Below are 24,216 nucleotides of genomic sequence, written 5' to 3'. Positions count from 1 at the left end.
GCAAACCGCTGACTCGGGCGTCTGTCGATCCTTGCTAAAGTGCGTATAATCCGCGCCCATGACTCGATCCCGCACCTCTCGTTCTCCTAAAAAGCAACCTCCTCGCAGCCTGAACAAGTGGCTGGGCTGGGCGTTGAAGCTCGGTATTGTCGGCCTGGTTCTGCTGGGCGGCCTGGCCATTTACCTCGATGCAATCGTTCAGGAGAAGTTCTCCGGCAAGCGCTGGACCATTCCGGCCAAGGTCTATGCACGACCGCTGGAGCTGTTCGTCGGACAGAAGCTGAGCCGCGATGATTTTCTCATCGAACTCGACGCCTTGGGTTATCGCCGCGAAAGCGTCGCGAATGGTCCTGGCGCTGCGGCGGTGAATGGCAATACCGTCGACCTCAACACGCGGGGTTTCCAGTTCTACGAAGGCACTGATGCGGCTCAGCAGGTGCGCGTGCGCTTTTCCGGTGATTACGTCGCCGACCTGTCGTCGGGCAATGGTGCCAAGCTTGCCGTGGCGCGGCTTGAGCCCCTGCTGATCGGCGGGCTTTACCCGAAGAACCTCGAAGACCGGATCCTGATCAAGCTTGATCAGGCACCGCCGTATCTGCTCGACGGGCTGGTGGCGGTCGAGGACCGCGATTTCTATCACCACTTCGGCGTGTCGCCCAAGTCCATTGCCCGGGCTATCTGGGTGAATACTTCGCAAGGGCAGATGCGCCAGGGCGGCAGTACGCTGACCCAGCAGTTGGTCAAGAACTTCTACCTGACCAACGAGCGCAGCCTGACCCGCAAGCTCACCGAAGCCATGATGGCGGTCTTGCTGGAGATCCATTACAGCAAGCAGGAAATCCTCGAGGCTTACCTCAATGAAGTGTTTGTCGGTCAGGACGGTCAACGTGCAGTGCACGGTTTTGGTCTGGCCAGTCAGTATTTCTTCAGCCAGCCGCTTTCCGAACTGAAGATTCATCAGGTGGCGATGCTGGTCGGGCTGGTCAAGGGGCCGTCCTTCTACAACCCGCGCCGCAACCCCGAGCGTGCTCTGGAGCGTCGTAATCTGGTGCTCGACCTGTTTGAGCAGCAAGGTGTGGCAACCCCCGAAGTGGTGGCCGCCGCGAAGAAATTGCCACTGGGTGTGACCAAGACCGGCACGCTCGCCGACAGCTCGTTCCCGGCTTTTCTGGATCTGGTCAAGCGCCAGTTACGCGAAGACTATCGCGATGAAGACTTGACCGAAGAAGGGCTGCGGATCTTTACCAGCTTTGATCCGATCCTGCAGATGAAGTCCCAGGCCGCTATGGACGACACGTTCAAAAAGCTCGCCGGGCGCAAGGGTGTTGATGAAGTAGAGGCGGGTATGGTCGTCACCAACCCGGAGACCGGTGAAGTGCAGGCGCTGATTGGCGGTCGCGAGGCCGGGTTCTCGGGTTTCAACCGGGCGATCGATGCAGTGCGTCCGATAGGCTCGCTGGTCAAGCCGGCTATTTACCTGACCGCACTGGAACGTCCGAGCCAGTACACGCTGACCAGCTGGATTGCCGACGAACTGTTTCAGGTCAAGGGCGCTGATGGCCAGATCTGGAAACCGCAGAACTACGATCACAAGTCGCATGGCAACATCTTTCTGTATCAAGGGCTGGCGCATTCCTACAACCTGTCGACTGCCAAGCTGGGCCTTGAGCTGGGTATTCCAACTGTCTTCAAGACACTGGCCAAACTGGGTGTAACGCGTGAGTGGCCTGCTTATCCGTCGATGCTGCTGGGTGCGGGCGGCTTGAGTCCGATGGAAGTCGCCACCATGTACCAGACCATCGCCAGCGGCGGGTTCAATACGCCGATGCGTGGTATTCGCAGTGTGCTGACCGCCGAAGGTGAACCGCTCAAGCGTTATCCGTTCAAGATCGAGCAGCGTTTCGATCCGGGTGCCATTTACCTGGTACAGAATGCGATGCAGCGGGTCATGCGCGAAGGGACGGGCAAATCTGTTTACAACGTGTTGCCGAGCTCGCTGAATCTGGCGGGCAAGACCGGCACCAGTAATGACTCGCGCGACAGCTGGTTCGCCGGTTTCAGTCAGGATCTGCTGGCCGTGGTGTGGATGGGCCGTGATGATAACGGCAAGACACCGTTTACTGGCGCCACTGGTGCCCTGCAGGTCTGGACCAGCTTTATGCGCAAGGCCAATCCGCTGCCGCTGGACATGGCGATGCCGGATAACGTCGTTCAGGCATGGGTCGATGCGCAGACAGGCCAGGGTTCTGACTCAAGCTGCCCGAATGCAGTGCAGATGCCGTATATTCGCGGCAGTGAGCCCCAGCCCGGCGCGACATGCGGCGGCGCTCCGGCACCTGCCACTGAGGTGATGGACTGGGTCAAGGGTTGGTTGAACTAGGCAATCGAGGTTTTGAAGTGAATAAATGGTGGATTCCAGCTTTAACGGCACTGGCCTTGCTGAACGGCTGCGCCAGTGTGGAACGCGGCTCGATTCCGGTCGTGGATTCGAGCTCCAAGGTGTCCAACGGCGAGCGCGCGGCAGCGTCGCGTAATGGCACTTACCGAACCAACACCGCCCCGGTTCAGCAGCCGCAAGCCGTGCCGCAGGATTCGGGTGTTGTGGTGATGGTGCCGGGTGCGGGTGGTGCCGATGCAGGGCAGAGCTTCTCTGCGCCGACCAGTCAGGCTCCGTTCAGTGTCAACACGCCGCCTGTCGATGCCGCTCCGGTCAATCAGGCCCCGATCAGCCCGGCTCCGGCGAACAACAGTTACAGCATGCCGGCTGCCTCTGCACCGACCGGGATTCCGTCCAGTGGCGGCGGTCTGTCAGAGGACGAGCAGCTTGACGGGCCGGTACTGGCGTTGCTGACCACGGCACAGCAACAGCAGAGCAGTGGCGACCTCAACGGCGCATCCTCAAGCCTGGAGCGCGCGCAGCGTGTCGCCCCGCGTGAGCCTCAGGTGCTTTATCGTCTGGCTCAGGTGCGCCTGGCTCAGGGCGATGCAGCCCAGGCCGAGCAACTGGCTCGTCGCGGTCTGACCTACGCCAACGGGCGTACCAGCCTTCAGGCCAGCCTTTGGGGTCTGATCGCCCAGTCTCGCGAAAAGCAGGGTGACGCGGCCGGTGCTGCGCTGGCTCGCCAAAAGGCTCGCTGATGGACGTGCGTTTGCCTGAGGTGGCCGAGCAGTTGCTGTTGATAGAGCGCGAGTTGCGCGCGCTGGGCTGGTGGGATGCGACGCCGCCCAGCGAGCAGGCGCTTGCCAGTCAGGAACCGTTCAGCGTCGATACGCTCGAGTTCGCGCAGTGGCTGCAATGGATCTTCCTGCCGCGCATGAAAGTCATCCTCGAGCGTGACCTGCCGCTGCCCAATGCGTCCGGCATTCTGGAGATGGCCGAGATGGTCTATGCCGGGCGCCTGAGTGAAACCCGGCTGCTGCAGCAGCATCTGGCACGGTTCGACCAGTTGATTACGGCCGCTCGCTGAGCCAATCCTCTAGCGACAGAATTCGCTGATGGCTTTCTCGGTTTCTTCGATACGCGTCTTGCGGTTTTCATCCGTGAGACGCCTCGACTCTCCTCCGACCTGCTCGCGCACTCGCGGATTGTTCTGCAACTGCGCGAGATTGGTGCGCAGGGTTTCGCAATTCTCCGCGCGTTTCGCTTCCTGAGCCTTCACCTGACTTTTGACTTTCTGGTCAATAGCGCGTTGCTGTGCAGCTCCGTCGTCCGCAGGAGTGCTGGGCGCAGAGGCAGGTGGCGGCGTCTGCACATTGATTTCCTGCACCTGCTGGCCGGTGGGGGGTTGAGCATCAAAATGCGTCACGCCCTGAGCGTCGACCCATTTATAGATTGAGGCGGCCTGGCTGGTTGTGCTGAGGGCCAGTGCGGCGGCGAGAATCATCCAATGCATGTCGTGTCCTTGAGAGTCTGTGCACACAGAAAACTACCATAACGGTGCATTTCAGTCCGAAACGGTGCGATTTCGCCGGTCCTCTGTCAAGAAAGCGCACGGATCACTTGACTTGAAGGGGGGGAATCACAACAATCCAAAGTTCGCTGTAGAAGGACTGCCAGAAGCAGACCCTCTCAGTAGATCATGAGGCGCACACCCGCGCCGACCTGTAACACCCGCAACGCGTTACCTCGCGCTGGGTGGGAATGTTCCGCAACACTCAGGGACCTCCCAATACTTGCTCAGTCAGTGCTGACGTAGTCGGCGACCACCGTCGCTCATGCTCTGCTGGCAGTAAACCTATTAAGACCCGTCCCGGAGTGGGCGGTATTCTGGCGTTTTAGAGGTGAACAACGTGGAGCTTTTATCTGGCGCTGAAATGGTCGTCCGCTTTTTGCGTGACGAAGGCGTTGAGCATATCTATGGGTACCCGGGTGGTGCTCTCCTGCATGTCTACGATGCCCTGTTCAAAGAACCGGCGGTAAGCCATATCCTTGTTCGCCACGAGCAGGCTGCCACGCACATGGCCGACGGCTATGCGCGGGCTACCGGCAAGGCGGGCGTGGTGCTGGTGACGTCCGGTCCAGGTGCAACCAATGCCATTACCGGTATCGCCACGGCGTACATGGACTCCATTCCGATGGTGGTTCTGTCTGGTCAGGTAGCGAGTACGCTGGTGGGTACCGATGCCTTCCAGGAGACCGACATGATCGGTATCTCCCGGCCAATCGTGAAGCACAGCTTCATGATCAAGCACCCGTCGGAAATCCCGGAAGTCCTGAAAAAGGCTTTCTACCTGGCGCAGTCCGGTCGTCCGGGCCCTGTAGTGGTCGACATTCCGAAAGACATGACCAACCCGGCCGAGAAATTCGAATACGTCTTTCCGAAAAAAGCCAAGCTGCGCTCCTACAGCCCGGCGGTCCGTGGCCATTCCGGCCAGATCCGCAAAGCCGTCGAGATGCTGCTGGCGGCCAAGCGTCCTATCGTCTACGCCGGTGGCGGCGTGATCATGGGCAATGCTTCGGCGCAACTGACCGAACTGGCGCAACTGCTCAATGCTCCGGTCACCAATACCCTGATGGGGCTTGGCTGCTATCCGGGCACGGATCGTCAGTTCGTCGGCATGCTCGGGATGCACGGCAGCTACACCGCCAACCTCGCGATGCACCACACCGATGTGATCCTGGCAGTCGGCGCGCGCTTTGATGACCGTGTCATCAATGGCGCGAGCAAGTTCTGTCCGAACGCAAAAATCATCCACATCGACATCGACCCGGCTTCGATCTCCAAGACCATCAAGGCCGACGTGCCTATCGTCGGTCCTGTCGAAAGCGTGCTGACCGAAATGGTCGCCACTTTGAAAGAGATCGGCGAGACACCTGACAAGGCATCCGTTGCCGCGTGGTGGAAGCAGATTGACGAGTGGCGCGGTGCGGGTGATCTGTTCCCGTACAACCGTGGCGATGGCACGGTCATCAAGCCGCAAGCCGTTATCGAAACGCTGTGCGAAGTCACCAAGGGCGACGCTTACGTCACCTCGGACGTTGGCCAGCATCAGATGTTCGCTGCGCAGTACTACCGTTTCAACAAGCCGAACCGCTGGATCAACTCGGGCGGTCTGGGCACGATGGGCTTTGGCTTCCCGGCTGCGATGGGCGTCAAGCTGAGCTTTCCGGATGCGCACGTTGCCTGTGTGACCGGTGAAGGCAGTATCCAGATGAACATTCAGGAACTGTCGACCTGCCTGCAATACGGCTTGCCGGTGAAGATCATCCTGCTCAACAACGGTGTTCTGGGCATGGTCCGTCAGTGGCAGGACATGAGCTATGGCTCGCGTCACTCGCATTCCTACATGGAATCGCTGCCTGATTTCGTCAAGCTGGTCGAAGCCTATGGCCACGTCGGCATGCGTATCACTGACCTGAAGGACTTGAAGCCGAAGATGGAAGAAGCCTTTGCCATGACTGATCGTCTGGTGTTCATGGATATTCAGGTCGATGTGACCGAGCACGTCTACCCGATGCAGATCAAGGACGGCTCCATGCGCGATATGTGGTTGAGCAAGACGGAGCGGACATAATCATGCGCCATATCATTTCCCTGCTGCTGGAAAACGAACCGGGTGCATTGTCTCGCGTCGTCGGTCTGTTCTCCCAGCGCAACTACAACATCGAAAGCCTGACGGTTGCGCCGACCGAAGACCCGACCCTGTCGCGTCTGACGCTCACCACCGTAGGCCATGATGAGGTGATCGAGCAGATCACTAAGAACCTCAACAAACTTATCGAAGTGGTCAAGCTGGTCGACCTGTCGGAAAGCGCTCACATCGAGCGCGAACTGATGCTGGTCAAGGTCAAGGCCACTGGCGCGCAGCGTGCCGAGATCAAGCGCACCACGGATATTTTCCGCGGGCAGATCGTCGACGTGACTGCCAGCGTTTATACCGTGCAGCTGAGTGGCACGAGCGACAAACTGGACAGCTTCATTCAGGCCATCGGCACCGCCGCTATCCTGGAAACAGTACGTAGCGGCGTAACGGGCATTGCCCGTGGCGACAAAGTGCTGAGCATTTAAATCAATTAAGCAAATGGCCTGAACGGCCAAGATAACAGGGGATTTCCATGAAAGTTTTCTACGACAAAGACTGTGACCTTTCGATCATCCAGGGCAAGAAAGTCGCCATCATCGGTTACGGTTCGCAAGGCCACGCTCAAGCGTGCAACCTGAAAGACTCCGGCGTTGATGTCACTGTTGGCCTGCGTAAAGGTTCGGCTACTGTCGCCAAGGCCGAGGCTCATGGCCTGAAAGTGACTGATGTTGCTTCTGCCGTTGCTGCTGCCGACCTGGTCATGATCCTGACCCCGGACGAGTTTCAGTCCCAGCTGTACAAGAACGAAGTCGAGCCGAACCTGAAAAAGGGCGCAACACTGGCGTTCTCCCACGGCTTCGCGATTCACTACAACCAGGTTGTACCGCGCGCTGACCTCGACGTGATCATGATCGCGCCAAAAGCTCCAGGCCACACCGTACGTACCGAGTTCGTCAAGGGCGGCGGTATTCCTGACCTGATCGCGGTTTATCAGGATGCTTCCGGCAACGCCAAGAACGTTGCCCTGTCCTACGCTTCGGGCGTTGGCGGCGGCCGTACCGGCATCATCGAAACCACCTTCAAGGACGAGACTGAAACCGACCTGTTCGGCGAGCAGGCTGTTCTGTGCGGCGGTACTGTCGAGCTGGTAAAAGCTGGTTTCGAAACACTGGTTGAAGCTGGCTACGCGCCGGAAATGGCCTACTTCGAGTGCCTGCACGAACTGAAGCTGATCGTTGACCTCATGTACGAAGGCGGTATCGCCAACATGAACTACTCGATCTCCAACAACGCCGAATACGGCGAGTACGTGACCGGCCCTGAAGTCATCAACGCTGAATCCCGCCAGGCCATGCGCAACGCTCTGAAGCGCATCCAGGATGGTGAATACGCGAAGATGTTCATCAGCGAAGGCGCTACCGGCTACCCATCGATGACCGCCAAGCGTCGTAACAACGCTGCCCACGGCATCGAAATCATCGGCGAGAAACTGCGCTCGATGATGCCTTGGATCGCTGCGAACAAAATCGTCGACAAAGACAAGAACTAAGCTTTAGCTTCGCAAAAAAACGCGGACAATCGGTCGCGTTTTTTCGTTATGGGTCAGGCTCTGGTATAAAGCTGCATCGTTTGCCGCCGAACCCTCGCGGCAGACCTCTGTCGAACCTTTTCATACCGCTGCAAGGTAATCTCCATGAGCGAACGTCCCGAGGAGCCCAACAAGGCCTCCGACGCTGAAAGTCTGCTACCTATCGATGAACATGTGGAAGAAGGCCATGACGCCGAAGGCCGGCAGGTCCGGCATCGCGGTATCTATCTGCTGCCCAACCTGTTTACCACTGCGAACCTGTTCGCTGGCTTTTACTCCATCATCAGTTCCATGAGCGCACAAAGCGCGATGAGCGCGGGTGATACCGCCGGCGCGAGCAAGTATTTCGCGTTCGCTGCCATTGCGATCTTCGTCGCCATGGTTCTCGACGGGCTGGATGGTCGCGTTGCGCGCATGACCAATACCCAGAGCGCGTTTGGTGCCGAGTACGATTCCCTCTCCGACATGGTCGCCTTTGGTGTGGCACCCGCGTTGCTGGCATTCGGTTGGGCATTGGGGGACATGGGCAAGGTGGGCTGGATGGTAGCCTTCATCTATGTGGCGGGCGCGGCATTGCGTTTGGCGCGCTTCAACACTCAGGTCGGCAAGGCTGACAAACGTTACTTCATCGGTTTGGCTAGCCCGGCTGCGGCAGGTGTTGTGGCCGGCACGGTCTGGGCGTTCAGTGATTTCGGGATTCAGGGTTCGAAGCTGTCGTTCCTGGTGGCCTTGCTGGTTGCGGCGGCAGGCATGCTGATGGTCAGCAACATCAAGTACAACAGCTTCAAGGAGCTGGACCTGAAAGGGCGTGTACCTTTTGTTGCGATTCTGGCCGTGGTGCTGGTGTTTGCCGTGGTATTCAGCGATCCGCCACGTATTCTGCTGCTGATATTCCTCGCCTATGCCCTGTCTGGACCGATTCAGTATCTATTGCGTCGCCGCAAGGCCTAGTCAATGATCTAATTTCCACCATACTCCGTAGTCTATTGGTGCATCAGTTCCCTGGCCTGCGGAGTCATCATGCTAATCAAGCTTCCTTCTTCGTCCGACTCTAAAGAGTCGGACGTCACGCCTGAATCCATCTATCTCTCGCGACGTACATTGCTCGGCGGCTCGCTTGCGGGTCTGGCCGTCACGGCACTGCCACGCTGGGCAAGCGCTGCAGACGCTTCGCGCTATGCGGATGTAGAGCCCGGGAAAGCGCCGGGCTGGTTTGCCGACAAGCTGCCTTCTACAAAATGGCAGGCGGTCAACGTCAAGGATGAGGCGATCACGCCGTTCAAGGACGCGACCCACTACAACAACTTCTACGAGTTTGGTACCGACAAGGGCGATCCGGCAAAGAATGCCGGTTCCTTGCAGACCGAGCCGTGGAGTGTCGTGATCGATGGCGAAGTCGGCAAGCCGGGCCGCTATGCGCTGGAAGACTTCATGAAGCCTTATCAGCTGGAGGAGCGGATCTACAGGCTGCGCTGCGTCGAAGCCTGGTCGATGGTCATTCCCTGGATGGGCTTTCCTATCTCTGCACTGCTCAAACAGGTAGAGCCGACCTCGAAGGCCAAATACATTCGCTTCGAAACGCTTGAAGACCCAAAGTCCATGCCTGGGCAACGCTCTGACTTTGCCCTCATCGACTGGCCGTATGTAGAAGGACTGCGGCTGGATGAGGCGATGAATCCATTGGCGATTCTTGCGGTGGGCATGTATGGGCGTGAGTTGCCTAATCAGAACGGCGCGCCGCTGCGTTTGGTGGTGCCTTGGAAGTATGGCTTCAAGAGTGTGAAGTCAATTGTGCGTATCAGTCTGGTCAGTGAGCAGCCGAAGACCACATGGCAAAGCATTGCGGCAAATGAGTACGGCTTCTATGCCAACGTTAACCCGACGGTGGATCACCCTCGTTGGACTCAGGCCCGAGAGCGTCGCTTGCCGAGCGGCCTGTTCAGTCCGAATCTGCGCGACACGAAAATGTTCAACGGTTATGAGGAGGAGGTGGGTGCCTTGTATGCCGGTATGGATTTGCGGAAGGACTATTGATGCGATACCCGTTCTGGCGTCTGGCTGTATTTCTCGCCGCGTGCGTTGCGCCGGTCTGGTGGCTCTATCAGGCATGGATCTTTGCCTTGGGGCCTGATCCGGGCAAGGTTCTGGTAGAAGATTTCGGGCTAGCGACTCTGGTGATGTTGCTGATCACAATGTCCATGACCCCTTTGCAGCGTCTGACTGGCTGGCCGGGGTGGATCGTCGTCCGTCGTCAATTGGGGTTGTGGTGTTTCGCTTATGTGGTGCTGCACATGACGATGTATGCGCTGTTCATTCTCGGGCTGGATTTAGGACAGTTAGGCGTGGAGCTGGTCAAGCGTCCCTATATCATCGTGGGGGCGTTGGCGTTTCTCGGGCTGCTGGCTTTGGCTGTGACGTCCAATCGCTATAGTCAGCGTCGACTCGGAGCGCGCTGGAAGAAGCTACACCGGCTTATATATGTGATTCTGGGGCTGGGCTTGCTGCACATGTTCTGGATTGTCAGGGCTGACCTTAAGGAATGGGCGCTGTATGCGGGGATAGGCGCGTTCCTGTTGCTGTTGCGGATTCCAATGATTACAAGGCGAATCCCGCGTCTTGGAGGTTCTGCCGGGACAGGATCGAAGAAAGTTCAAAATAACGGTTGACGCCCTCTGTGATCTGTCTATAATTCGTCCCACTTCCGGCGCAGACGGAAACAAAAAAGCCTTGTAGATCAATAGTTTACAAGGGTTTAGAGTGAGGAGTCAGCGAGGAAGGAGGTCGAGTCTGCAGTGATCGACAGCGGTGAGAAAAAAGAGTTTGACACGCGGTTGTAACGCTGTAGAATTCGCCTCCCGCTGATGAGCAACTGAAGAGTTGATCGAAGCGCAAGTGGTTGAAGTTGCAAAGGAAACTTTGAAAACTTCTTAAAATAACCGCTTGACAGATACAGGAGGCGCTGTAGAATGCGCGCCTCGGTTGAGACGAAAGCTCTTAACCATCCGCTCTTTAACAACTGAATCAAGCAATTCGTGTGGGTGCTTGTGGTGTCAGACTGAAGTCAACAGATTATCAGCAACCCAAGTTACTCCGCGAGAAATCAAAGATGTAACCAACGATTGCTGAGCCAAGTTTAGGGTTTTCTCAAAACCCAGTTAGATGTTTGAACTGAAGAGTTTGATCATGGCTCAGATTGAACGCTGGCGGCAGGCCTAACACATGCAAGTCGAGCGGCAGCACGGGTACTTGTACCTGGTGGCGAGCGGCGGACGGGTGAGTAATGCCTAGGAATCTGCCTGGTAGTGGGGGATAACGCTCGGAAACGGACGCTAATACCGCATACGTCCTACGGGAGAAAGCAGGGGACCTTCGGGCCTTGCGCTATCAGATGAGCCTAGGTCGGATTAGCTAGTTGGTGAGGTAATGGCTCACCAAGGCGACGATCCGTAACTGGTCTGAGAGGATGATCAGTCACACTGGAACTGAGACACGGTCCAGACTCCTACGGGAGGCAGCAGTGGGGAATATTGGACAATGGGCGAAAGCCTGATCCAGCCATGCCGCGTGTGTGAAGAAGGTCTTCGGATTGTAAAGCACTTTAAGTTGGGAGGAAGGGCAGTTACCTAATACGTGATTGTTTTGACGTTACCGACAGAATAAGCACCGGCTAACTCTGTGCCAGCAGCCGCGGTAATACAGAGGGTGCAAGCGTTAATCGGAATTACTGGGCGTAAAGCGCGCGTAGGTGGTTTGTTAAGTTGAATGTGAAATCCCCGGGCTCAACCTGGGAACTGCATCCAAAACTGGCAAGCTAGAGTATGGTAGAGGGTGGTGGAATTTCCTGTGTAGCGGTGAAATGCGTAGATATAGGAAGGAACACCAGTGGCGAAGGCGACCACCTGGACTGATACTGACACTGAGGTGCGAAAGCGTGGGGAGCAAACAGGATTAGATACCCTGGTAGTCCACGCCGTAAACGATGTCAACTAGCCGTTGGGAGCCTTGAGCTCTTAGTGGCGCAGCTAACGCATTAAGTTGACCGCCTGGGGAGTACGGCCGCAAGGTTAAAACTCAAATGAATTGACGGGGGCCCGCACAAGCGGTGGAGCATGTGGTTTAATTCGAAGCAACGCGAAGAACCTTACCAGGCCTTGACATCCAATGAACTTTCCAGAGATGGATTGGTGCCTTCGGGAGCATTGAGACAGGTGCTGCATGGCTGTCGTCAGCTCGTGTCGTGAGATGTTGGGTTAAGTCCCGTAACGAGCGCAACCCTTGTCCTTAGTTACCAGCACGTTATGGTGGGCACTCTAAGGAGACTGCCGGTGACAAACCGGAGGAAGGTGGGGATGACGTCAAGTCATCATGGCCCTTACGGCCTGGGCTACACACGTGCTACAATGGTCGGTACAGAGGGTTGCCAAGCCGCGAGGTGGAGCTAATCTCACAAAACCGATCGTAGTCCGGATCGCAGTCTGCAACTCGACTGCGTGAAGTCGGAATCGCTAGTAATCGCGAATCAGAATGTCGCGGTGAATACGTTCCCGGGCCTTGTACACACCGCCCGTCACACCATGGGAGTGGGTTGCACCAGAAGTAGCTAGTCTAACCTTCGGGAGGACGGTTACCACGGTGTGATTCATGACTGGGGTGAAGTCGTAACAAGGTAGCCGTAGGGGAACCTGCGGCTGGATCACCTCCTTAATCGACGACTCAGCTGCGCCATAAGCACCCACACGAATTGCTTGATTCATTGAAGAAGACGATTAGAAGCAGCTTTAAGCTCCAAGCTGATAGCTCAACGCTAGCGGCTACAAGCTCGAAATTGGGTCTGTAGCTCAGTTGGTTAGAGCGCACCCCTGATAAGGGTGAGGTCGGCAGTTCGAATCTGCCCAGACCCACCAATTTTGTGTGGGAAACGGCTGTAGAAATACGGGGCCATAGCTCAGCTGGGAGAGCGCCTGCCTTGCACGCAGGAGGTCAGCGGTTCGATCCCGCTTGGCTCCACCACTTACTGCTTCTGTTTGAAAGCCTAGAAATGAGCATTCCATTGATCCTGATGATCAATGAGTGAATGTTGATTTCTAGTCTTTGATTAGATCGTTCTTTAAAAATTTGGGTATGTGATAGAAAGAAATAGACCGGGCACCTCTTTCACTGGTGCGTGTCCGGGCTAAGGTAAAGTTTGTGAATGCAAACTTTCGGCGAATGTCGTCTTCACAGTATAACCAGATTGCTTGGGGTTATATGGTCAAGTGAAGAAGCGCATACGGTGGATGCCTTGGCAGTCAGAGGCGATGAAAGACGTGGTAGCCTGCGAAAAGCTTCGGGGAGTCGGCAAACAGACTGTGATCCGGAGATGTCTGAATGGGGGAACCCAGCCATCATAAGGTGGTTATCTTGTACTGAATACATAGGTGCAAGAAGCGAACCAGGGGAACTGAAACATCTAAGTACCCTGAGGAAAAGAAATCAACCGAGATTCCCTTAGTAGTGGCGAGCGAACGGGGACCAGCCCTTAAGTTGTATTGAGATTAGCGGAACGTTCTGGAAAGGACGGCCATAGTGGGTGATAGCCCTGTACGCGAAAATCCCTTTGCAATGAAATCGAGTAGGACGGGGCACGAGAAACCTTGTCTGAATATGGGGGGACCATCCTCCAAGGCTAAATACTACTGACTGACCGATAGTGAACCAGTACCGTGAGGGAAAGGCGAAAAGAACCGCGGAGAGCGGAGTGAAATAGATCCTGAAACCGTATGCGTACAAGCAGTGGGAGCCCACTTTGTTGGGTGACTGCGTACCTTTTGTATAATGGGTCAGCGACTTATTTTCAGTGGCGAGCTTAACCGAATAGGGGAGGCGTAGCGAAAGCGAGTCTTAATAGGGCGTCTAGTCGCTGGGAATAGACCCGAAACCGGGCGATCTATCCATGGGCAGGTTGAAGGTTGGGTAACACTAACTGGAGGACCGAACCGACTACCGTTGAAAAGTTAGCGGATGACCTGTGGATCGGAGTGAAAGGCTAATCAAGCTCGGAGATAGCTGGTTCTCCTCGAAAGCTATTTAGGTAGCGCCTCATGTATCACTGTAGGGGGTAGAGCACTGTTTCGGCTAGGGGGTCATCCCGACTTACCAAACCGATGCAAACTCCGAATACCTACAAGTGCCGAGCATGGGAGACACACGGCGGGTGCTAACGTCCGTCGTGAAAAGGGAAACAACCCAGACCGTCAGCTAAGGTCCCAAAGTCATGGTTAAGTGGGAAACGATGTGGGAAGGCTTAGACAGCTAGGAGGTTGGCTTAGAAGCAGCCACCCTTTAAAGAAAGCGTAATAGCTCACTAGTCGAGTCGGCCTGCGCGGAAGATGTAACGGGGCTCAAACCATGCACCGAAGCTACGGGTATCATCTTATGATGATGCGGTAGAGGAGCGTTCTGTAAGCCTGTGAAGGTGAGTTGAGAAGCTTGCTGGAGGTATCAGAAGTGCGAATGCTGACATGAGTAACGACAATGGGTGTGAAAAACACCCACGCCGAAAGACCAAGGTTTCCTGCGCAACGTTAATCGACGCAGGGTTAGTCGGTCCCTAAGGCGAGGCTGAAAAGCGTAGTCGATGGAAAACAGGTTAATATTCCTGTACTTCTGGTTATTGCGATGGAGGGACGGAGAAGGCTAGGCCAGCCTGGCGTTGGTTGTCCAGGTTTAAGGTGGTAGGCTGAGATCTTAGGTAAATCCGGGATCTCAAGGCCGAGAGCTGATGACGAGTGTTCTTTAGAACGCGAAGTGGTTGATGCCATGCTTCCAAGAAAAGCTTCTAAGCTTCAGGTAACCAGGAACCGTACCCCAAACCGACACAGGTGGTTGGGTAGAGAATACCAAGGCGCTTGAGAGAACTCGGGTGAAGGAACTAGGCAAAATGGCACCGTAACTTCGGGAGAAGGTGCGCCGGTGAGGGTGAAGCATTTACTGCGTAAGCCCACGCCGGTCGAAGATACCAGGCCGCTGCGACTGTTTATTAAAAACACAGCACTCTGCAAACACGAAAGTGGACGTATAGGGTGTGACGCCTGCCCGGTGCCGGAAGGTTAATTGATGGGGTTAGCGCAAGCGAAGCTCTTGATCGAAGCCCCGGTAAACGGCGGCCGTAACTATAACGGTCCTAAGGTAGCGAAATTCCTTGTCGGGTAAGTTCCGACCTGCACGAATGGCGTAACGATGGCGGCGCTGTCTCCACCCGAGACTCAGTGAAATTGAAATCGCTGTGAAGATGCAGTGTATCCGCGGCTAGACGGAAAGACCCCGTGAACCTTTACTATAGCTTTGCACTGGACTTTGAATTTGCTTGTGTAGGATAGGTGGGAGGCTTTGAAGCGTGGACGCCAGTCTGCGTGGAGCCAACCTTGAAATACCACCCTGGCAACTTTGAGGTTCTAACTCAGGTCCGTTATCCGGATCGAGGACAGTGTATGGTGGGTAGTTTGACTGGGGCGGTCTCCTCCTAAAGAGTAACGGAGGAGTACGAAGGTGCGCTCAGACCGGTCGGAAATCGGTCGTAGAGTATAAAGGCAAAAGCGCGCTTGACTGCGAGACAGACACGTCGAGCAGGTACGAAAGTAGGTCTTAGTGATCCGGTGGTTCTGTATGGAAGGGCCATCGCTCAACGGATAAAAGGTACTCCGGGGATAACAGGCTGATACCGCCCAAGAGTTCATATCGACGGCGGTGTTTGGCACCTCGATGTCGGCTCATCACATCCTGGGGCTGAAGCCGGTCCCAAGGGTATGGCTGTTCGCCATTTAAAGTGGTACGCGAGCTGGGTTTAGAACGTCGTGAGACAGTTCGGTCCCTATCTGCCGTGGACGTTTGAGATTTGAGAGGGGCTGCTCCTAGTACGAGAGGACCGGAGTGGACGAACCTCTGGTGTTCCGGTTGTCACGCCAGTGGCATTGCCGGGTAGCTATGTTCGGAAAAGATAACCGCTGAAAGCATCTAAGCGGGAAACTTGCCTCAAGATGAGATCTCACTGGAACCTTGAGTTCCCTAAAGGGCCGTCGAAGACTACGACGTTGATAGGTTGGGTGTGTAAGCGCTGTGAGGCGTTGAGCTAACCAATACTAATTGCCCGTGAGGCTTGACCATATAACACCCAAGCAATTTGAGTCGAAGGACCAGATTGCGGTGACTGTGAAGATGACACGAACCGAAAGTTTGCGTCACAAACGCACCGAGCTATCACATACCCGATTTGCTGAAGCGCGCCGCATGGCACGACTCGGTACCCGAATTTCTTGACGACCATAGAACATTGGAACCACCTGATCCCATCCCGAACTCAGCAGTGAAACGATGTATCGCCGATGGTAGTGTGGGGTTTCCCCATGTGAGAGTAGGTCATCGTCAAGATTAAATTCCAGAAACCCTCATCGCTTACGCGTTGAGGGTTTTTGTTTGTCTGGGGTTCCACAAACCTCTGCATTCTCTGTCTACTGCAATGCAGCCACATAGGCGCCGGAGACCCCCCAAGGCTTAGTGAAACGCCCCCATCCCTGCCAGTCTGCTGCCAGGTCGAAGGTGGAAGCTGCGCAGCACTGGCAGGCTTCCGTCCGGCTGACGTGGCGCATCCCACCCCGTCTCCGAAACATCCTCAAAGTCTGCGTCGGTTACCGGCGTTGGCAATGTCCAGGAGTTGTGTGCCATATCCAGTCCCTCGGTGTTAACGGTCAACCGTCCCTTGTAGGCGATGTTGTTGAGCAGGTTACCGAGAGGGATCAGCGAACCATCCGGGGCGATACCCGCCATGTTGTAGTTTGCGCCATTGGAAAAAGCCGTGTTGTTGATGAAGTCCAGCGCCAAGGTATGGTGATTGGCGTAGAAACCGGCGGATTTGTTGTCGAAGGCAACTGAATTACGGACGATATGTTTCACGCCGTTGGACACATACTTGCCACCGTATCCGCCCGCTTTGATCCCATTACCGTTGCCCGCTTCGAGTTTGGTGTGCGTGCCAGGCAGGTAACCTTGCTGCCATGCCCACGAGTTTTCGATGGTTACCGGCGAGAAGGCATTGATCAGGTCAAAGCCGTCGTCGGAATTGGCCCAGGCTCTGCAACCGCGAAATACGTTACCTGGATGCCCCGCCTTGATGTGTGCGCCGAAGCCGTCAGCGCTCTGACCTGCGCCGTTTGAGGTGTAAGGATCGTAGTTGTGGTGCGAGTCGGTATTGAGTACCAGGTTATAACCGCCGTTCTGAATGAACAGGCCTGGCCCCATGTTGTGATGCAAGTTGAGTTGCTCGAAAGTGTTGTGGCTGCCGCTGTTCCAGATGCCCCAGGACTCGTGATTGAGATGGTTATCCGGCTGCTGCGGCACGCCCGTTACCTCCAGCCCCTTCAGGTGCAACCAGCTACCGGTAACGTTGAAGCCTTTGACGCGACAATCGTCTTTCATGGCCGAGAAATCAAACACCGGTGTTTCGCCCGGATAGGCCCAGTAACGTATAGGTTTGTTTTCGCTACCGCTGTTGTTCAGGGTGATGGCATTGACGGTGTCTGTGCGGGTAGCGCAGCTGTTGATGCCTGCTGTGTAGGTGTAGATTCCGCCGCGAAAATACACCGTGTCGCCGGCTTTTGCGGTTTGCTGTGCACGCATGATGGATTGCAAGGGGGCGGCTTTTGTACCGGCAGCGTGATCATTGCCATTTGGGGCAACGTAATAGTCGGTTGCATGCGCTGTTGCAGCAACGGTCAGCAAGACCGTCAACAGTATGGTTTTCATGAGGTCACTCCAGGCCAGCGTCTCGTAATCGTATGCGTGTTTGCTGCACCCCATTGTGAATTCAATGAATAAAGAGTCTGTTTGTGCAAGGCCTGCACTATGGCCTCACTCAATTCGAAGACAATAAAAAAGGCCGCATTCTCATGCGGCCTTCTGACTACAGCTAACGACCCTTACGAAGCCAGCTCTGGAACCGCTGGCTTCACTTCATCGCGACGCTGAATGTATTTCCAGTCCGCTTCATCAATGTAGATGCCATTGGGTCCGCTGCCGCCTTCCAGGTCGATGGCAACGTGAGCCGAGACCTGTGGCTTCACACTTGCCAGAATCGGAACGAAGCCCAGTTGCAGGCTCGTTTCCAGCAGCGCAGCCTGGTTCTTCTCATCGATGTCTGCTGCTTCGTCCAGGTAATAAGGCAAGCGCACCCGACCAGCCTGATCCCGATCCATCAAGTGCAGCAACAGGTACATGTTGGTCAATGCCTTGATGGTCATCGTCGTGCCGTTGGACGCTGCGCCGTCGATATCGGTGTGGATAACCGGCTGACCATTGACCTTGGTGATCTCGAATGCCAGTTCGAACAAGTCCTTCAAGCCCAACTGGTTATGGTTGGCAGCCACAAGTCGCGCCAGATACTCCTTGGCCTCTTCGTTCTTGTTGTCCTGCTCGGCGCTCTGGCTCAGGTCGAAGACTGACAGTGTCTCGCCTTCTTCATATTGCCCGGCGCTGTGGATAATCTGATCGATGTGCTTGAGTGCTTCCTTGTTCGGCGCGAGCACGATACGGAAGCTTGCCAGGTTAGAGACTTGACGCTTGTTGATCTCGCGGTTGAACAGCGCCAGTTGATGCTCAAGGCTGTCGTAGTCGCTACGAATATTGCGCAGGGTACGGGCGATGTCAGTAACCGCAGCGCGACGCGCTTTGCCCAGCGTAAGCGCTTCGTCGGTACGGTGCGCGTAGGCATTGATCAGCAGTTGCAGGCGACGCTCCATGTCGTCCTCGCTGTCGAATTTGGCCACGCCCTTGAGGCGAACCTGGGCATACAGCGCTTCGATCTGCCCATCGCTGCGCAACAGATCTTGCCAGCTGTCCTGATAATCGTTGAGCAGTGGCAACAGGTTATCCATGGAATCATCAATCGGGTCCATGAACGGCGTGCCGAACGGCAGATCCGCAGGCAACAACTGGCGGCGACGTAGCGCGTCGTCCAGCGTGCGTTGCTTGGATTCCATGTCACCAATCTGACGGGCGATCAGTTGCAGCTTGGCCGAGAGCTGCTGGACGCGCTCAGTGAACGCATCACTGGAGCGCTTCAGTTCATCCTGAGCGGCTTCCATCTGCGCCAGCTCTTCCAGCTTGCCGGACTCCTCTGCGCTCAAGGTCTGGCAACGGCGGAAGTCTTCAAGCGCTTTTTGCGCATCCAGCACTTGTTGATAAAGCGCTTCGGTCTGGGTCTTGCTCGCCGAACGGTCGGCGGCCACAGCCTGCTGGGTTTTCAGCTGTTTGAGTTCTTTTTCCAGACGCTCTTTCTGATCGCGCAGCGCAGCACGATCGGCCAGCGCCTGCAGGGCAGGAGGCTCGATACTCGACAGGTTGATTGTCAGCCCGGGTACGGCGAATTGATCGCCCTTGAAGCCATCCAGAATGGTCTCCAGCGATTTGACCCACGCGTCGCCGTCGTCCAGCGCAATGCCTTGCTCACCCAATGGCAAGCTGAACAGCGCGCTGTTGAACAGGCGCATCAGGCGTTCTACGTCCGGCTGGGAGAACTCTTCACGCAGACGGGCATAACTGTTGTTGTCCGCATGGTCGAGCTGTTGTTTGACCGACTTGAGGCGTTTCTCCAGGTCGCGCAAACGCTCGTCCAGATCTTCGGCGCTGAACTGCCGGGACTGGGCCAGCGCACCGGCCAGTTCATCGTGAGCATCCTTGGCTGCGAGCAGTTGCTGCTCCAGCACCTTGACGTCATCGACCAGCGCGAAACGATTCTTCAGCACCGACAGCTCGCCGACCCAGCGCTGGATACTGCTGATCTCGCGCTCCAGACGCATCAGTTCCTGAGTGCTGCTGCGCTGATCGTTCTGCATCTCATCTTGCTGAGCACGGTAATGCTCGGCCTGAGCGACCAGTTCTTCCTTGCGCGCGCCAGAGTAGTCCGACCAGGTGCCAAGCAGTGAATCAAGGATCGGCGACAGACGATGCAGTTTGCCGCGCAACAGATCACGCTGTTTGACCCCGGCAGCCAGTGCCTCGACCAGCGGGCCAGCCAGTACCAGCGAGTTGTAATCCTGTTCCATGCGCCGCACGTCGCGGAAAGCTTCTTCACAGGCGGCGATGTAGTCGACGCTGCCCGAACGCAGGCTGTGCTCGAACGCATCGAGAAACAGCTGCTTGAGTTTGGCTGCCGTGATTTCACGCATGTGCAGCAGGTTGATGAACAGCGCGCGGAAAGTCTTCAGGCTCTGCTCGCTGGTGGAGCGTAGCGGGATCAGGGTCAGGTCCAGCGGGATCGAGGTATGACCGCCGACCAGCAGGCGGCGCAACTCGTCCGGCTTGAGTTCGTAGGCTTTCAGGCCTTGGCTTTCCAGGTTGCTGAACAGCTCTTTCTGACGCAGGCAGGTGTCGTTCTTCTGGTAATGACCCAGGTCCAGCTCGCCGGCATAGGCAAAGAACTGGTGGCCGAAACCGCCACCCGGGCCGCGGCCTACCACGCCAATCACATGCGGGCCGTGGGGCAGGGAGACTTCCACCAGAATGTAACTGGTGTCGGTGGCAAAGTAGAAGCGCCGGGACTGCTCAAGGCTGTACTTGCCGAAGCTCATGTCCGACATGCGTGCCAGAATCGGGAATTGCAGGGCGTTGATCGAGGCGCTCTTGCCGAGGTTATTCGCGCCGTACACCGACAGCGGGTTTTCCAGCGGGAACAGGCCGAGGCTGTAACCGGCGGTGTTCAACAGGGCAAAGCGGCGGATGCCATAACGTTCCTGGCTCATGTGTCCATCTCCTGTCGTTGCTCATCGGCGATTGCCCGGGCAAGTGCCTCTTCCTCGGTTTCTTCACCGAATTCAGCCAGGTCCAGCGGGTCATCGGTTTCCAGCAGCTTCTCGTCGCTGTCGTCATCGATGAGCACAGGCGTTGGCAGTGGCAGGGCGCTATGCAGGCTGGCTGCCAGATCGCGGTCCTGTTGCACCGACAGGCATACATCGAGAAAACGGTGCATCGGCGGCAGGAAGCGGTAGATACCGACCTCTTCACTGGCAAAACCCAGTTGCGTCATGCGGCGCATGATCTTCTCTTCAAGCTCTTCCTGGGTCTGCACTTCCGCCTGAAGAAACAGGTCCCGGTACTTTTCCAGCATCGAAGGCAGTTCGTCACGGCCCAGACTGCCGCCATCCAGCACGGCCATCGGGTCACGGCCCTGATCGGCCAGATGCTCGACGAGGATGAAGGTGAACAGCGCCAGACGCTGAGCGGTCTTGTTGACCTGCGCGGCGGCCAGTTCAGGCACGAAATAGTAGAAACCGCGGGTGTCGCAGATCAGTTCGTAGCCCAATGCCTTGAACAGCGCGCGGTACTGGTCCTGGCAGTTGGAGAGTTGGGCATACAGCTCCGGGTCACGGCGGCTGATGTGATAGCCCTTGAACAGCTCGCGAAAGATCGGCGCGAGCTGGGACATTTCGGATAGATCAAGATGCATGAACAGGGCTCTCGGAATGCTCTGGCTGCTCGTCTTTTGCGGCGAGCAGGGCAAAGGAGCGCAGGCTGACGCGGTGCTCCCGGGTGAAATATTCGCGACGCTCGAGGCGTTCACGGGCGAAGCGCTTGTCCCGCGACAGCCGCGAGAACCAGTACAACAGCTCGTCGGTTTCGCCGGTTGGTTCCTGCTCCAGCAACCAGACCATCAGGTCAGGCATCGGCAGGGCGCTTTCGCAGCGCTCGAGCATTTCCTTGACCGTACGTGGCGCGCGGGGTGGTTCGCCCTTGCGTGTACCACTGGCCTTGGGGAACTTCGCGGGCTTGGGTTCAAAGCGCGCCAAGGCATAGACGTAAGCCTCGACCTGGCTCGCGCTGCCCAGAAAGGTACTTTGCGGGCGGGTAAACAATGGCATGGCAGCCTGTGGCACTGCGTCCAGGCCCTTGCGCCGAATCGCCGACAAGGCCAGCGCCGCGCCACGAGTCACCGCATTATGGCGACGTGCCTCCTCGCGCAGCGGCAACAGCAGCTCGCGTGCATGGCGCAAGGTCAACTGAGCGCTGGTCTGCATCTCCAGAATGCGCGCATGGGTGCGCAGCAGCATGTCGTCGTCGACCAGATGACCGAGGCGTTGTTGCTCGGTCAACAGGCGCAGCAGCACATTCTCGACCTTGCGCACACCCTGTTCGAAAGCACCGTCGGCATTGACCAGTTGAATCATCGGCTCGACGTATTCGTCCCAGGTGGCCAGAACTTCTGCATACCGCTGGCGCAAAGGGATCTGCCGGTCGCTGGTCTTGGCCCGGTCGGCGACCGCGACCAGTGCCTGTTCGTCGTTGGCAAGCTTCTTGAGAACGTCGCGCACCCGCATGTCCAGCAGCCGCAGCTGCCTGGCCAGATCATTGGCATCGCGAATATCGAACGCGTCCTGGATGTAACCGGCCAGGCGCTCCAGATGGCGCAGATAAGCCTCGATTTCCAGGCACAGGCCCAGCCGGTGCTCGCGGCGCAGGTAGGACAGGAAGTCATGGATCTGTGCGTTGAGCTCAAAGCGGTTCGGACTTTTCGCGACGGGCACCAGAATGTCCAGACGAATCCACACGTCCAGCAGGTTGGTGATGTCTTGCGGGGTGCTGTCCTGCTGCTGAGCGCCCAATTGCAGGCGCAGCTCGCTCAGGCTCAACGTACCCTGGTCGAAGTGTTCGCATAAGGGCTCGAGTAGCGCCCAGTGCTCGGCAAGGGCGCGCAGGACGCGCTTGGGTTCGATCATCGTTAGGCCGACTGTTGGCAAGTGAAAAGCGGCAATTGTACTGCATCAGTCGCCTGATATTTCACCTGCGGGCGATATGCTGCAGCGCAAAAAGGCGAACAACGCTAGAATTGCGCGCTTAACTTATCCACAGGTGGCTGACCCTTGCTCAACGAGTCCCGTCGCCGCGCTTATTTGACCGCCATGCAGGTGGTCAACTGGCTGCCGCGCACAGAACTGCCATTCGCTGCGCCCTCGCGTCCGGAGCTGCTTGCGCCGTTACCGCCGCCGGTCGAGGTGCAGAACATTGCGCCTGCTGCCGCGCCATCTGCGCACGCTGCGCCGGTCGAAGCCGCGAACGTGGTGCCGATCGCCCGGCAGCCCGAGCGCCCGAAGGTCGAGGTGCCGCGTCCGTCACTGGCCAGCACGCGCACAGTTGCCGCGGTCGAAGAGGTAGCGCCTGCGCAGCCAAAGGCTCCGGTCGTGCCGCCACCGCGTTTTGCCCTGCAATTACTGCGTGCCGGCCGTTGCCTGCTGCTGGTAGAACTGACTACCGGCCAGCCGTTTCAGAGCCGCGATCCGTCCTACCTGCTGCTCAAGGACATGCTGCGCGCTGCCGGTCTGCCCGACAGCCCGCAGATTATCGGCGAACCGGTGCGCTGGCCGTTGTTGGTGCGTGGTCAGATGGATCAGGGCCCGGAAGCGGCGCGCGACTTCGTGCAAGGCTTTGTCGGTGCCCGGCTTGAGGACGAACCCTGTGCGTGCCTGTGGCTGATCGGTTTGCCGTCGATGAAGTTCGCCGGTGAAGCCGACGCCGAATCCTATAACCGCGAATTGCAGATCGAAGGTCTGGGTACTGCCTGGGCGTTGCCGGGTCTTGAATTAATGATGGACGAGCCTGAGCGCAAGGCCGATGTCTGGAAAGCCATGCGTCGGCTGATGACGCGCTGGAAATCGATCGATGAGTGATGCCGTAACCTTCCGCCCCATGACCGAAGCCGATATGGATGCGGTGCTAAAAATCGAATACGCAGCGTTCAGCCATCCCTGGACACGCGGCATCTTTCTCGATGGCCTCAAGTCCTACGAGATCTGGCTGATGTTCGAAGGGGCGCAGCAGGTCGGGCACGGTGTGATTCAGGTCATCATCGATGAAGCGCATCTGCTCAATATCACCGTCAAACCTGAAAATCAGGGCCGTGGTCTTGGCTTGCTGCTGCTGGATCATCTGATGAAGCGTGCTTATCAGCTAAACGCTCGGGAATGCTTTCTGGAGCTGCGTGACAGTAATCGTCCAGCCTATCGTCTGTATGAAAACTACGGTTTCAACGAGATAGGCCGGCGTCGCGATTACTACCCGGCGGTCGGCGGCCGCGAAGACGCTGTGGTCATGGCCTGTACGCTTTTCGAATAGTGCTGGCGGTCAGCGCTGGGTGTTACCGTCCAGCGGGTCGATGATTGCCAGTTCCTCCTCGTCCAGACCGTTGCCACCACCGATGTCATCTTTATCGACTACCGTCAGGTCCAGGTCGGCAGGATCGTCTTCGCCCTGCTCATTCGGTGAACGGGCACCGTCTTCGCGGATCAGGGTTTCCGGAGACAGATCGTCATCGGTCGAATGGTGATCGTCAGTCGAGGCACCGGTCAGGCCTGCCTCACGCACACGCTGATCCGGAATTTCATGTTGCAGTTCGTCTTCAGGAATAAGATCACCGATACGGGCAGGATCTTCTTCGTCGAAGTCGAGTGTTTTCATGGAGCCCATACGGTCTTCGTTATCGTCGATGGGTTCCGGTTCGGTAGCACCGAACGGACGGCGTGAATCGTTCATGGGAAATCCTCATTTCAGGTGGTCGTAAAAAATGGACCGGCCATGACTTTGAA

Annotated in this window: 17 protein-coding genes, 2 tRNA genes and 3 rRNA genes; 16 read left to right on the top strand and 6 right to left on the bottom strand. The window is 56.9% G+C overall.

Going from position 1 to position 24,216, the window contains the following annotated elements; genetic code table 11:
- The first annotated feature begins 58 nt into the window (after nucleotides 1–58).
- The 3 genes from mrcB to LJU29_RS22590 are packed head-to-tail and all read left to right on the top strand — an operon-like array spanning nucleotide 59 to nucleotide 3,467.
- Nucleotides 59–2,380, top strand: a complete 2,322-nt coding sequence (gene mrcB / locus LJU29_RS22600) for a penicillin-binding protein 1B (RefSeq protein WP_002552070.1) — start codon at nucleotides 59–61, stop codon at nucleotides 2,378–2,380.
- Nucleotides 2,381–2,397: 17 nt separating this feature from the next.
- The gene (locus LJU29_RS22595) at nucleotides 2,398–3,138 is read left to right on the top strand and encodes a tetratricopeptide repeat protein (protein ID WP_004658615.1); all 741 of its coding nucleotides are present in this window, start codon (nucleotides 2,398–2,400) and stop codon (nucleotides 3,136–3,138) included.
- Nucleotides 3,138–3,467, top strand: coding sequence for a YqcC family protein (locus LJU29_RS22590; RefSeq protein WP_004658614.1), 330 nt, complete (start codon nucleotides 3,138–3,140; stop codon nucleotides 3,465–3,467). The genes LJU29_RS22595 and LJU29_RS22590 overlap by 1 nt, the downstream gene beginning before the upstream one ends.
- A gap of 9 nt (nucleotides 3,468–3,476) precedes the next feature.
- Here the strand turns inward: LJU29_RS22590 and LJU29_RS22585 are convergent, their stop codons facing one another.
- A complete protein-coding gene (locus LJU29_RS22585) occupies nucleotides 3,477–3,893 on the bottom strand; it encodes a DUF4124 domain-containing protein (protein WP_005745528.1) in 417 nt (138 codons plus the stop codon).
- Nucleotides 3,894–4,290: 397 nt separating this feature from the next.
- Between LJU29_RS22585 and LJU29_RS22580 the strand changes: the two genes are divergently transcribed.
- From LJU29_RS22580 to rrf, 11 genes are all read left to right on the top strand, one after another.
- Complete coding sequence (locus tag LJU29_RS22580) at nucleotides 4,291–6,015, top strand: acetolactate synthase 3 large subunit (RefSeq protein WP_002552074.1); 1,725 nt, start codon at nucleotides 4,291–4,293, stop codon at nucleotides 6,013–6,015.
- A gap of 2 nt (nucleotides 6,016–6,017) precedes the next feature.
- Nucleotides 6,018–6,509 carry an acetolactate synthase small subunit gene (gene ilvN / locus LJU29_RS22575; protein ID WP_002552075.1) on the top strand — a complete coding sequence of 164 codons (492 nt, stop codon included), beginning with the start codon at nucleotides 6,018–6,020 and terminating at the stop codon, nucleotides 6,507–6,509.
- A 47-nt stretch (nucleotides 6,510–6,556) separates the two neighbouring features.
- Entirely contained in the window at nucleotides 6,557–7,573 is a 1,017-nt protein-coding gene (gene ilvC, locus LJU29_RS22570) for a ketol-acid reductoisomerase (protein ID WP_002552076.1), read from the top strand.
- Between the two features lie 144 nt (nucleotides 7,574–7,717).
- The gene (gene pssA / locus LJU29_RS22565; protein WP_002552077.1) at nucleotides 7,718–8,563 is read left to right on the top strand and encodes a CDP-diacylglycerol--serine O-phosphatidyltransferase; all 846 of its coding nucleotides are present in this window, start codon (nucleotides 7,718–7,720) and stop codon (nucleotides 8,561–8,563) included.
- A 69-nt stretch (nucleotides 8,564–8,632) separates the two neighbouring features.
- Nucleotides 8,633–9,646 carry a protein-methionine-sulfoxide reductase catalytic subunit MsrP gene (msrP, locus tag LJU29_RS22560; protein WP_004667380.1) on the top strand — a complete coding sequence of 338 codons (1,014 nt, stop codon included), beginning with the start codon at nucleotides 8,633–8,635 and terminating at the stop codon, nucleotides 9,644–9,646.
- The gene (gene msrQ, locus LJU29_RS22555; RefSeq protein ID WP_004658606.1) at nucleotides 9,646–10,278 is read left to right on the top strand and encodes a protein-methionine-sulfoxide reductase heme-binding subunit MsrQ; all 633 of its coding nucleotides are present in this window, start codon (nucleotides 9,646–9,648) and stop codon (nucleotides 10,276–10,278) included. The genes msrP and msrQ overlap by 1 nt, the downstream gene beginning before the upstream one ends.
- A gap of 499 nt (nucleotides 10,279–10,777) precedes the next feature.
- Nucleotides 10,778–12,316 (top strand): 16S ribosomal RNA (locus tag LJU29_RS22550).
- A 123-nt stretch (nucleotides 12,317–12,439) separates the two neighbouring features.
- Nucleotides 12,440–12,516 (top strand) — tRNA-Ile (locus LJU29_RS22545).
- 30 nt (nucleotides 12,517–12,546) lie between these two features.
- Nucleotides 12,547–12,622: transfer RNA gene (locus LJU29_RS22540), tRNA-Ala, on the top strand.
- Between the two features lie 239 nt (nucleotides 12,623–12,861).
- Nucleotides 12,862–15,754, top strand: a 23S ribosomal RNA gene (locus tag LJU29_RS22535).
- Nucleotides 15,755–15,902: 148 nt separating this feature from the next.
- Nucleotides 15,903–16,018, top strand: a 5S ribosomal RNA gene (rrf, locus tag LJU29_RS22530).
- Together the 16S, 23S and 5S rRNA genes with 2 tRNA genes alongside form the textbook arrangement of a ribosomal RNA operon.
- A gap of 123 nt (nucleotides 16,019–16,141) precedes the next feature.
- Here the strand turns inward: rrf and LJU29_RS22525 are convergent.
- From LJU29_RS22525 to mksB, 4 genes are all read right to left on the bottom strand, one after another.
- Nucleotides 16,142–17,389, bottom strand: coding sequence for a right-handed parallel beta-helix repeat-containing protein (locus tag LJU29_RS22525; protein WP_122322820.1), 1,248 nt, complete (start codon nucleotides 17,387–17,389; stop codon nucleotides 16,142–16,144).
- Between the two features lie 173 nt (nucleotides 17,390–17,562).
- Nucleotides 17,563–20,382: an Mks condensin complex protein MksF gene (gene mksF / locus LJU29_RS22520; RefSeq protein ID WP_122322819.1), complete on the bottom strand. Its 2,820-nt coding sequence runs from the start codon at nucleotides 20,380–20,382 to the stop codon at nucleotides 17,563–17,565.
- Nucleotides 20,379–21,086: an Mks condensin complex protein MksE gene (mksE, locus tag LJU29_RS22515; RefSeq protein ID WP_002552081.1), complete on the bottom strand. Its 708-nt coding sequence runs from the start codon at nucleotides 21,084–21,086 to the stop codon at nucleotides 20,379–20,381. Before mksE ends, mksF begins: the two co-directional genes overlap by 4 nt.
- Nucleotides 21,076–22,353 (bottom strand): Mks condensin complex protein MksB, encoded by a 1,278-nt coding sequence (gene mksB / locus LJU29_RS22510; RefSeq protein ID WP_002552082.1) that lies wholly within the window; start codon nucleotides 22,351–22,353, stop codon nucleotides 21,076–21,078. Before mksB ends, mksE begins: the two co-directional genes overlap by 11 nt.
- A 144-nt stretch (nucleotides 22,354–22,497) precedes the next feature.
- On the opposite strand from mksB, the gene LJU29_RS22505 reads away from it, so the two are divergent.
- A complete protein-coding gene (locus LJU29_RS22505; RefSeq protein WP_002552083.1) occupies nucleotides 22,498–23,301 on the top strand; it encodes a hypothetical protein in 804 nt (267 codons plus the stop codon).
- Nucleotides 23,294–23,746, top strand: a complete 453-nt coding sequence (rimI, locus tag LJU29_RS22500) for a ribosomal protein S18-alanine N-acetyltransferase (RefSeq protein WP_002552084.1) — start codon at nucleotides 23,294–23,296, stop codon at nucleotides 23,744–23,746. Before LJU29_RS22505 ends, rimI begins: the two co-directional genes overlap by 8 nt.
- 9 nt (nucleotides 23,747–23,755) lie before the next feature.
- Here rimI and LJU29_RS22495 read toward each other — a convergent pair whose 3' ends face one another.
- Nucleotides 23,756–24,163 carry a serine kinase/phosphatase gene (locus tag LJU29_RS22495; protein ID WP_122322818.1) on the bottom strand — a complete coding sequence of 136 codons (408 nt, stop codon included), beginning with the start codon at nucleotides 24,161–24,163 and terminating at the stop codon, nucleotides 23,756–23,758.
- Nucleotides 24,164–24,216: the final 53 nt, after the last annotated feature.

This window comes from Pseudomonas ficuserectae, from assembly GCF_024584585.1.
In the GTDB taxonomy this organism is placed as follows: domain Bacteria; phylum Pseudomonadota; class Gammaproteobacteria; order Pseudomonadales; family Pseudomonadaceae; genus Aquipseudomonas; species Aquipseudomonas amygdali.
The sequence above is the reverse complement of the archived record's forward strand: the minus strand, read 5'-3'. Positions and strand labels throughout refer to the sequence as shown.

Bases quoted from the DNA above. Each gene is read 5' to 3' on its own strand.
- rimI (WP_002552084.1), top strand. From the start codon at position 23,294: ATGAGTGATGCCGTAACCTTCCGCCCCATGACCGAAGCCGATATGGAT.
- LJU29_RS22525 (WP_122322820.1), bottom strand. From the start codon at position 17,389: ATGAAAACCATACTGTTGACGGTCTTGCTGACCGTTGCTGCAACAGCG.
- ilvN (WP_002552075.1), top strand. From the start codon at position 6,018: ATGCGCCATATCATTTCCCTGCTGCTGGAAAACGAACCGGGTGCATTG.
- mksE (WP_002552081.1), bottom strand. From the start codon at position 21,086: ATGCATCTTGATCTATCCGAAATGTCCCAGCTCGCGCCGATCTTTCGC.
- LJU29_RS22585 (WP_005745528.1), bottom strand. From the start codon at position 3,893: ATGCATTGGATGATTCTCGCCGCCGCACTGGCCCTCAGCACAACCAGC.
- ilvC (WP_002552076.1), top strand. From the start codon at position 6,557: ATGAAAGTTTTCTACGACAAAGACTGTGACCTTTCGATCATCCAGGGC.
- mksF (WP_122322819.1), bottom strand. From the start codon at position 20,382: ATGAGCCAGGAACGTTATGGCATCCGCCGCTTTGCCCTGTTGAACACC.
- LJU29_RS22590 (WP_004658614.1), top strand. From the start codon at position 3,138: ATGGACGTGCGTTTGCCTGAGGTGGCCGAGCAGTTGCTGTTGATAGAG.
- mksB (WP_002552082.1), bottom strand. From the start codon at position 22,353: ATGATCGAACCCAAGCGCGTCCTGCGCGCCCTTGCCGAGCACTGGGCG.
- msrP (WP_004667380.1), top strand. From the start codon at position 8,633: ATGCTAATCAAGCTTCCTTCTTCGTCCGACTCTAAAGAGTCGGACGTC.
- msrQ (WP_004658606.1), top strand. From the start codon at position 9,646: ATGCGATACCCGTTCTGGCGTCTGGCTGTATTTCTCGCCGCGTGCGTT.
- pssA (WP_002552077.1), top strand. From the start codon at position 7,718: ATGAGCGAACGTCCCGAGGAGCCCAACAAGGCCTCCGACGCTGAAAGT.
- mrcB (WP_002552070.1), top strand. From the start codon at position 59: ATGACTCGATCCCGCACCTCTCGTTCTCCTAAAAAGCAACCTCCTCGC.
- LJU29_RS22495 (WP_122322818.1), bottom strand. From the start codon at position 24,163: ATGAACGATTCACGCCGTCCGTTCGGTGCTACCGAACCGGAACCCATC.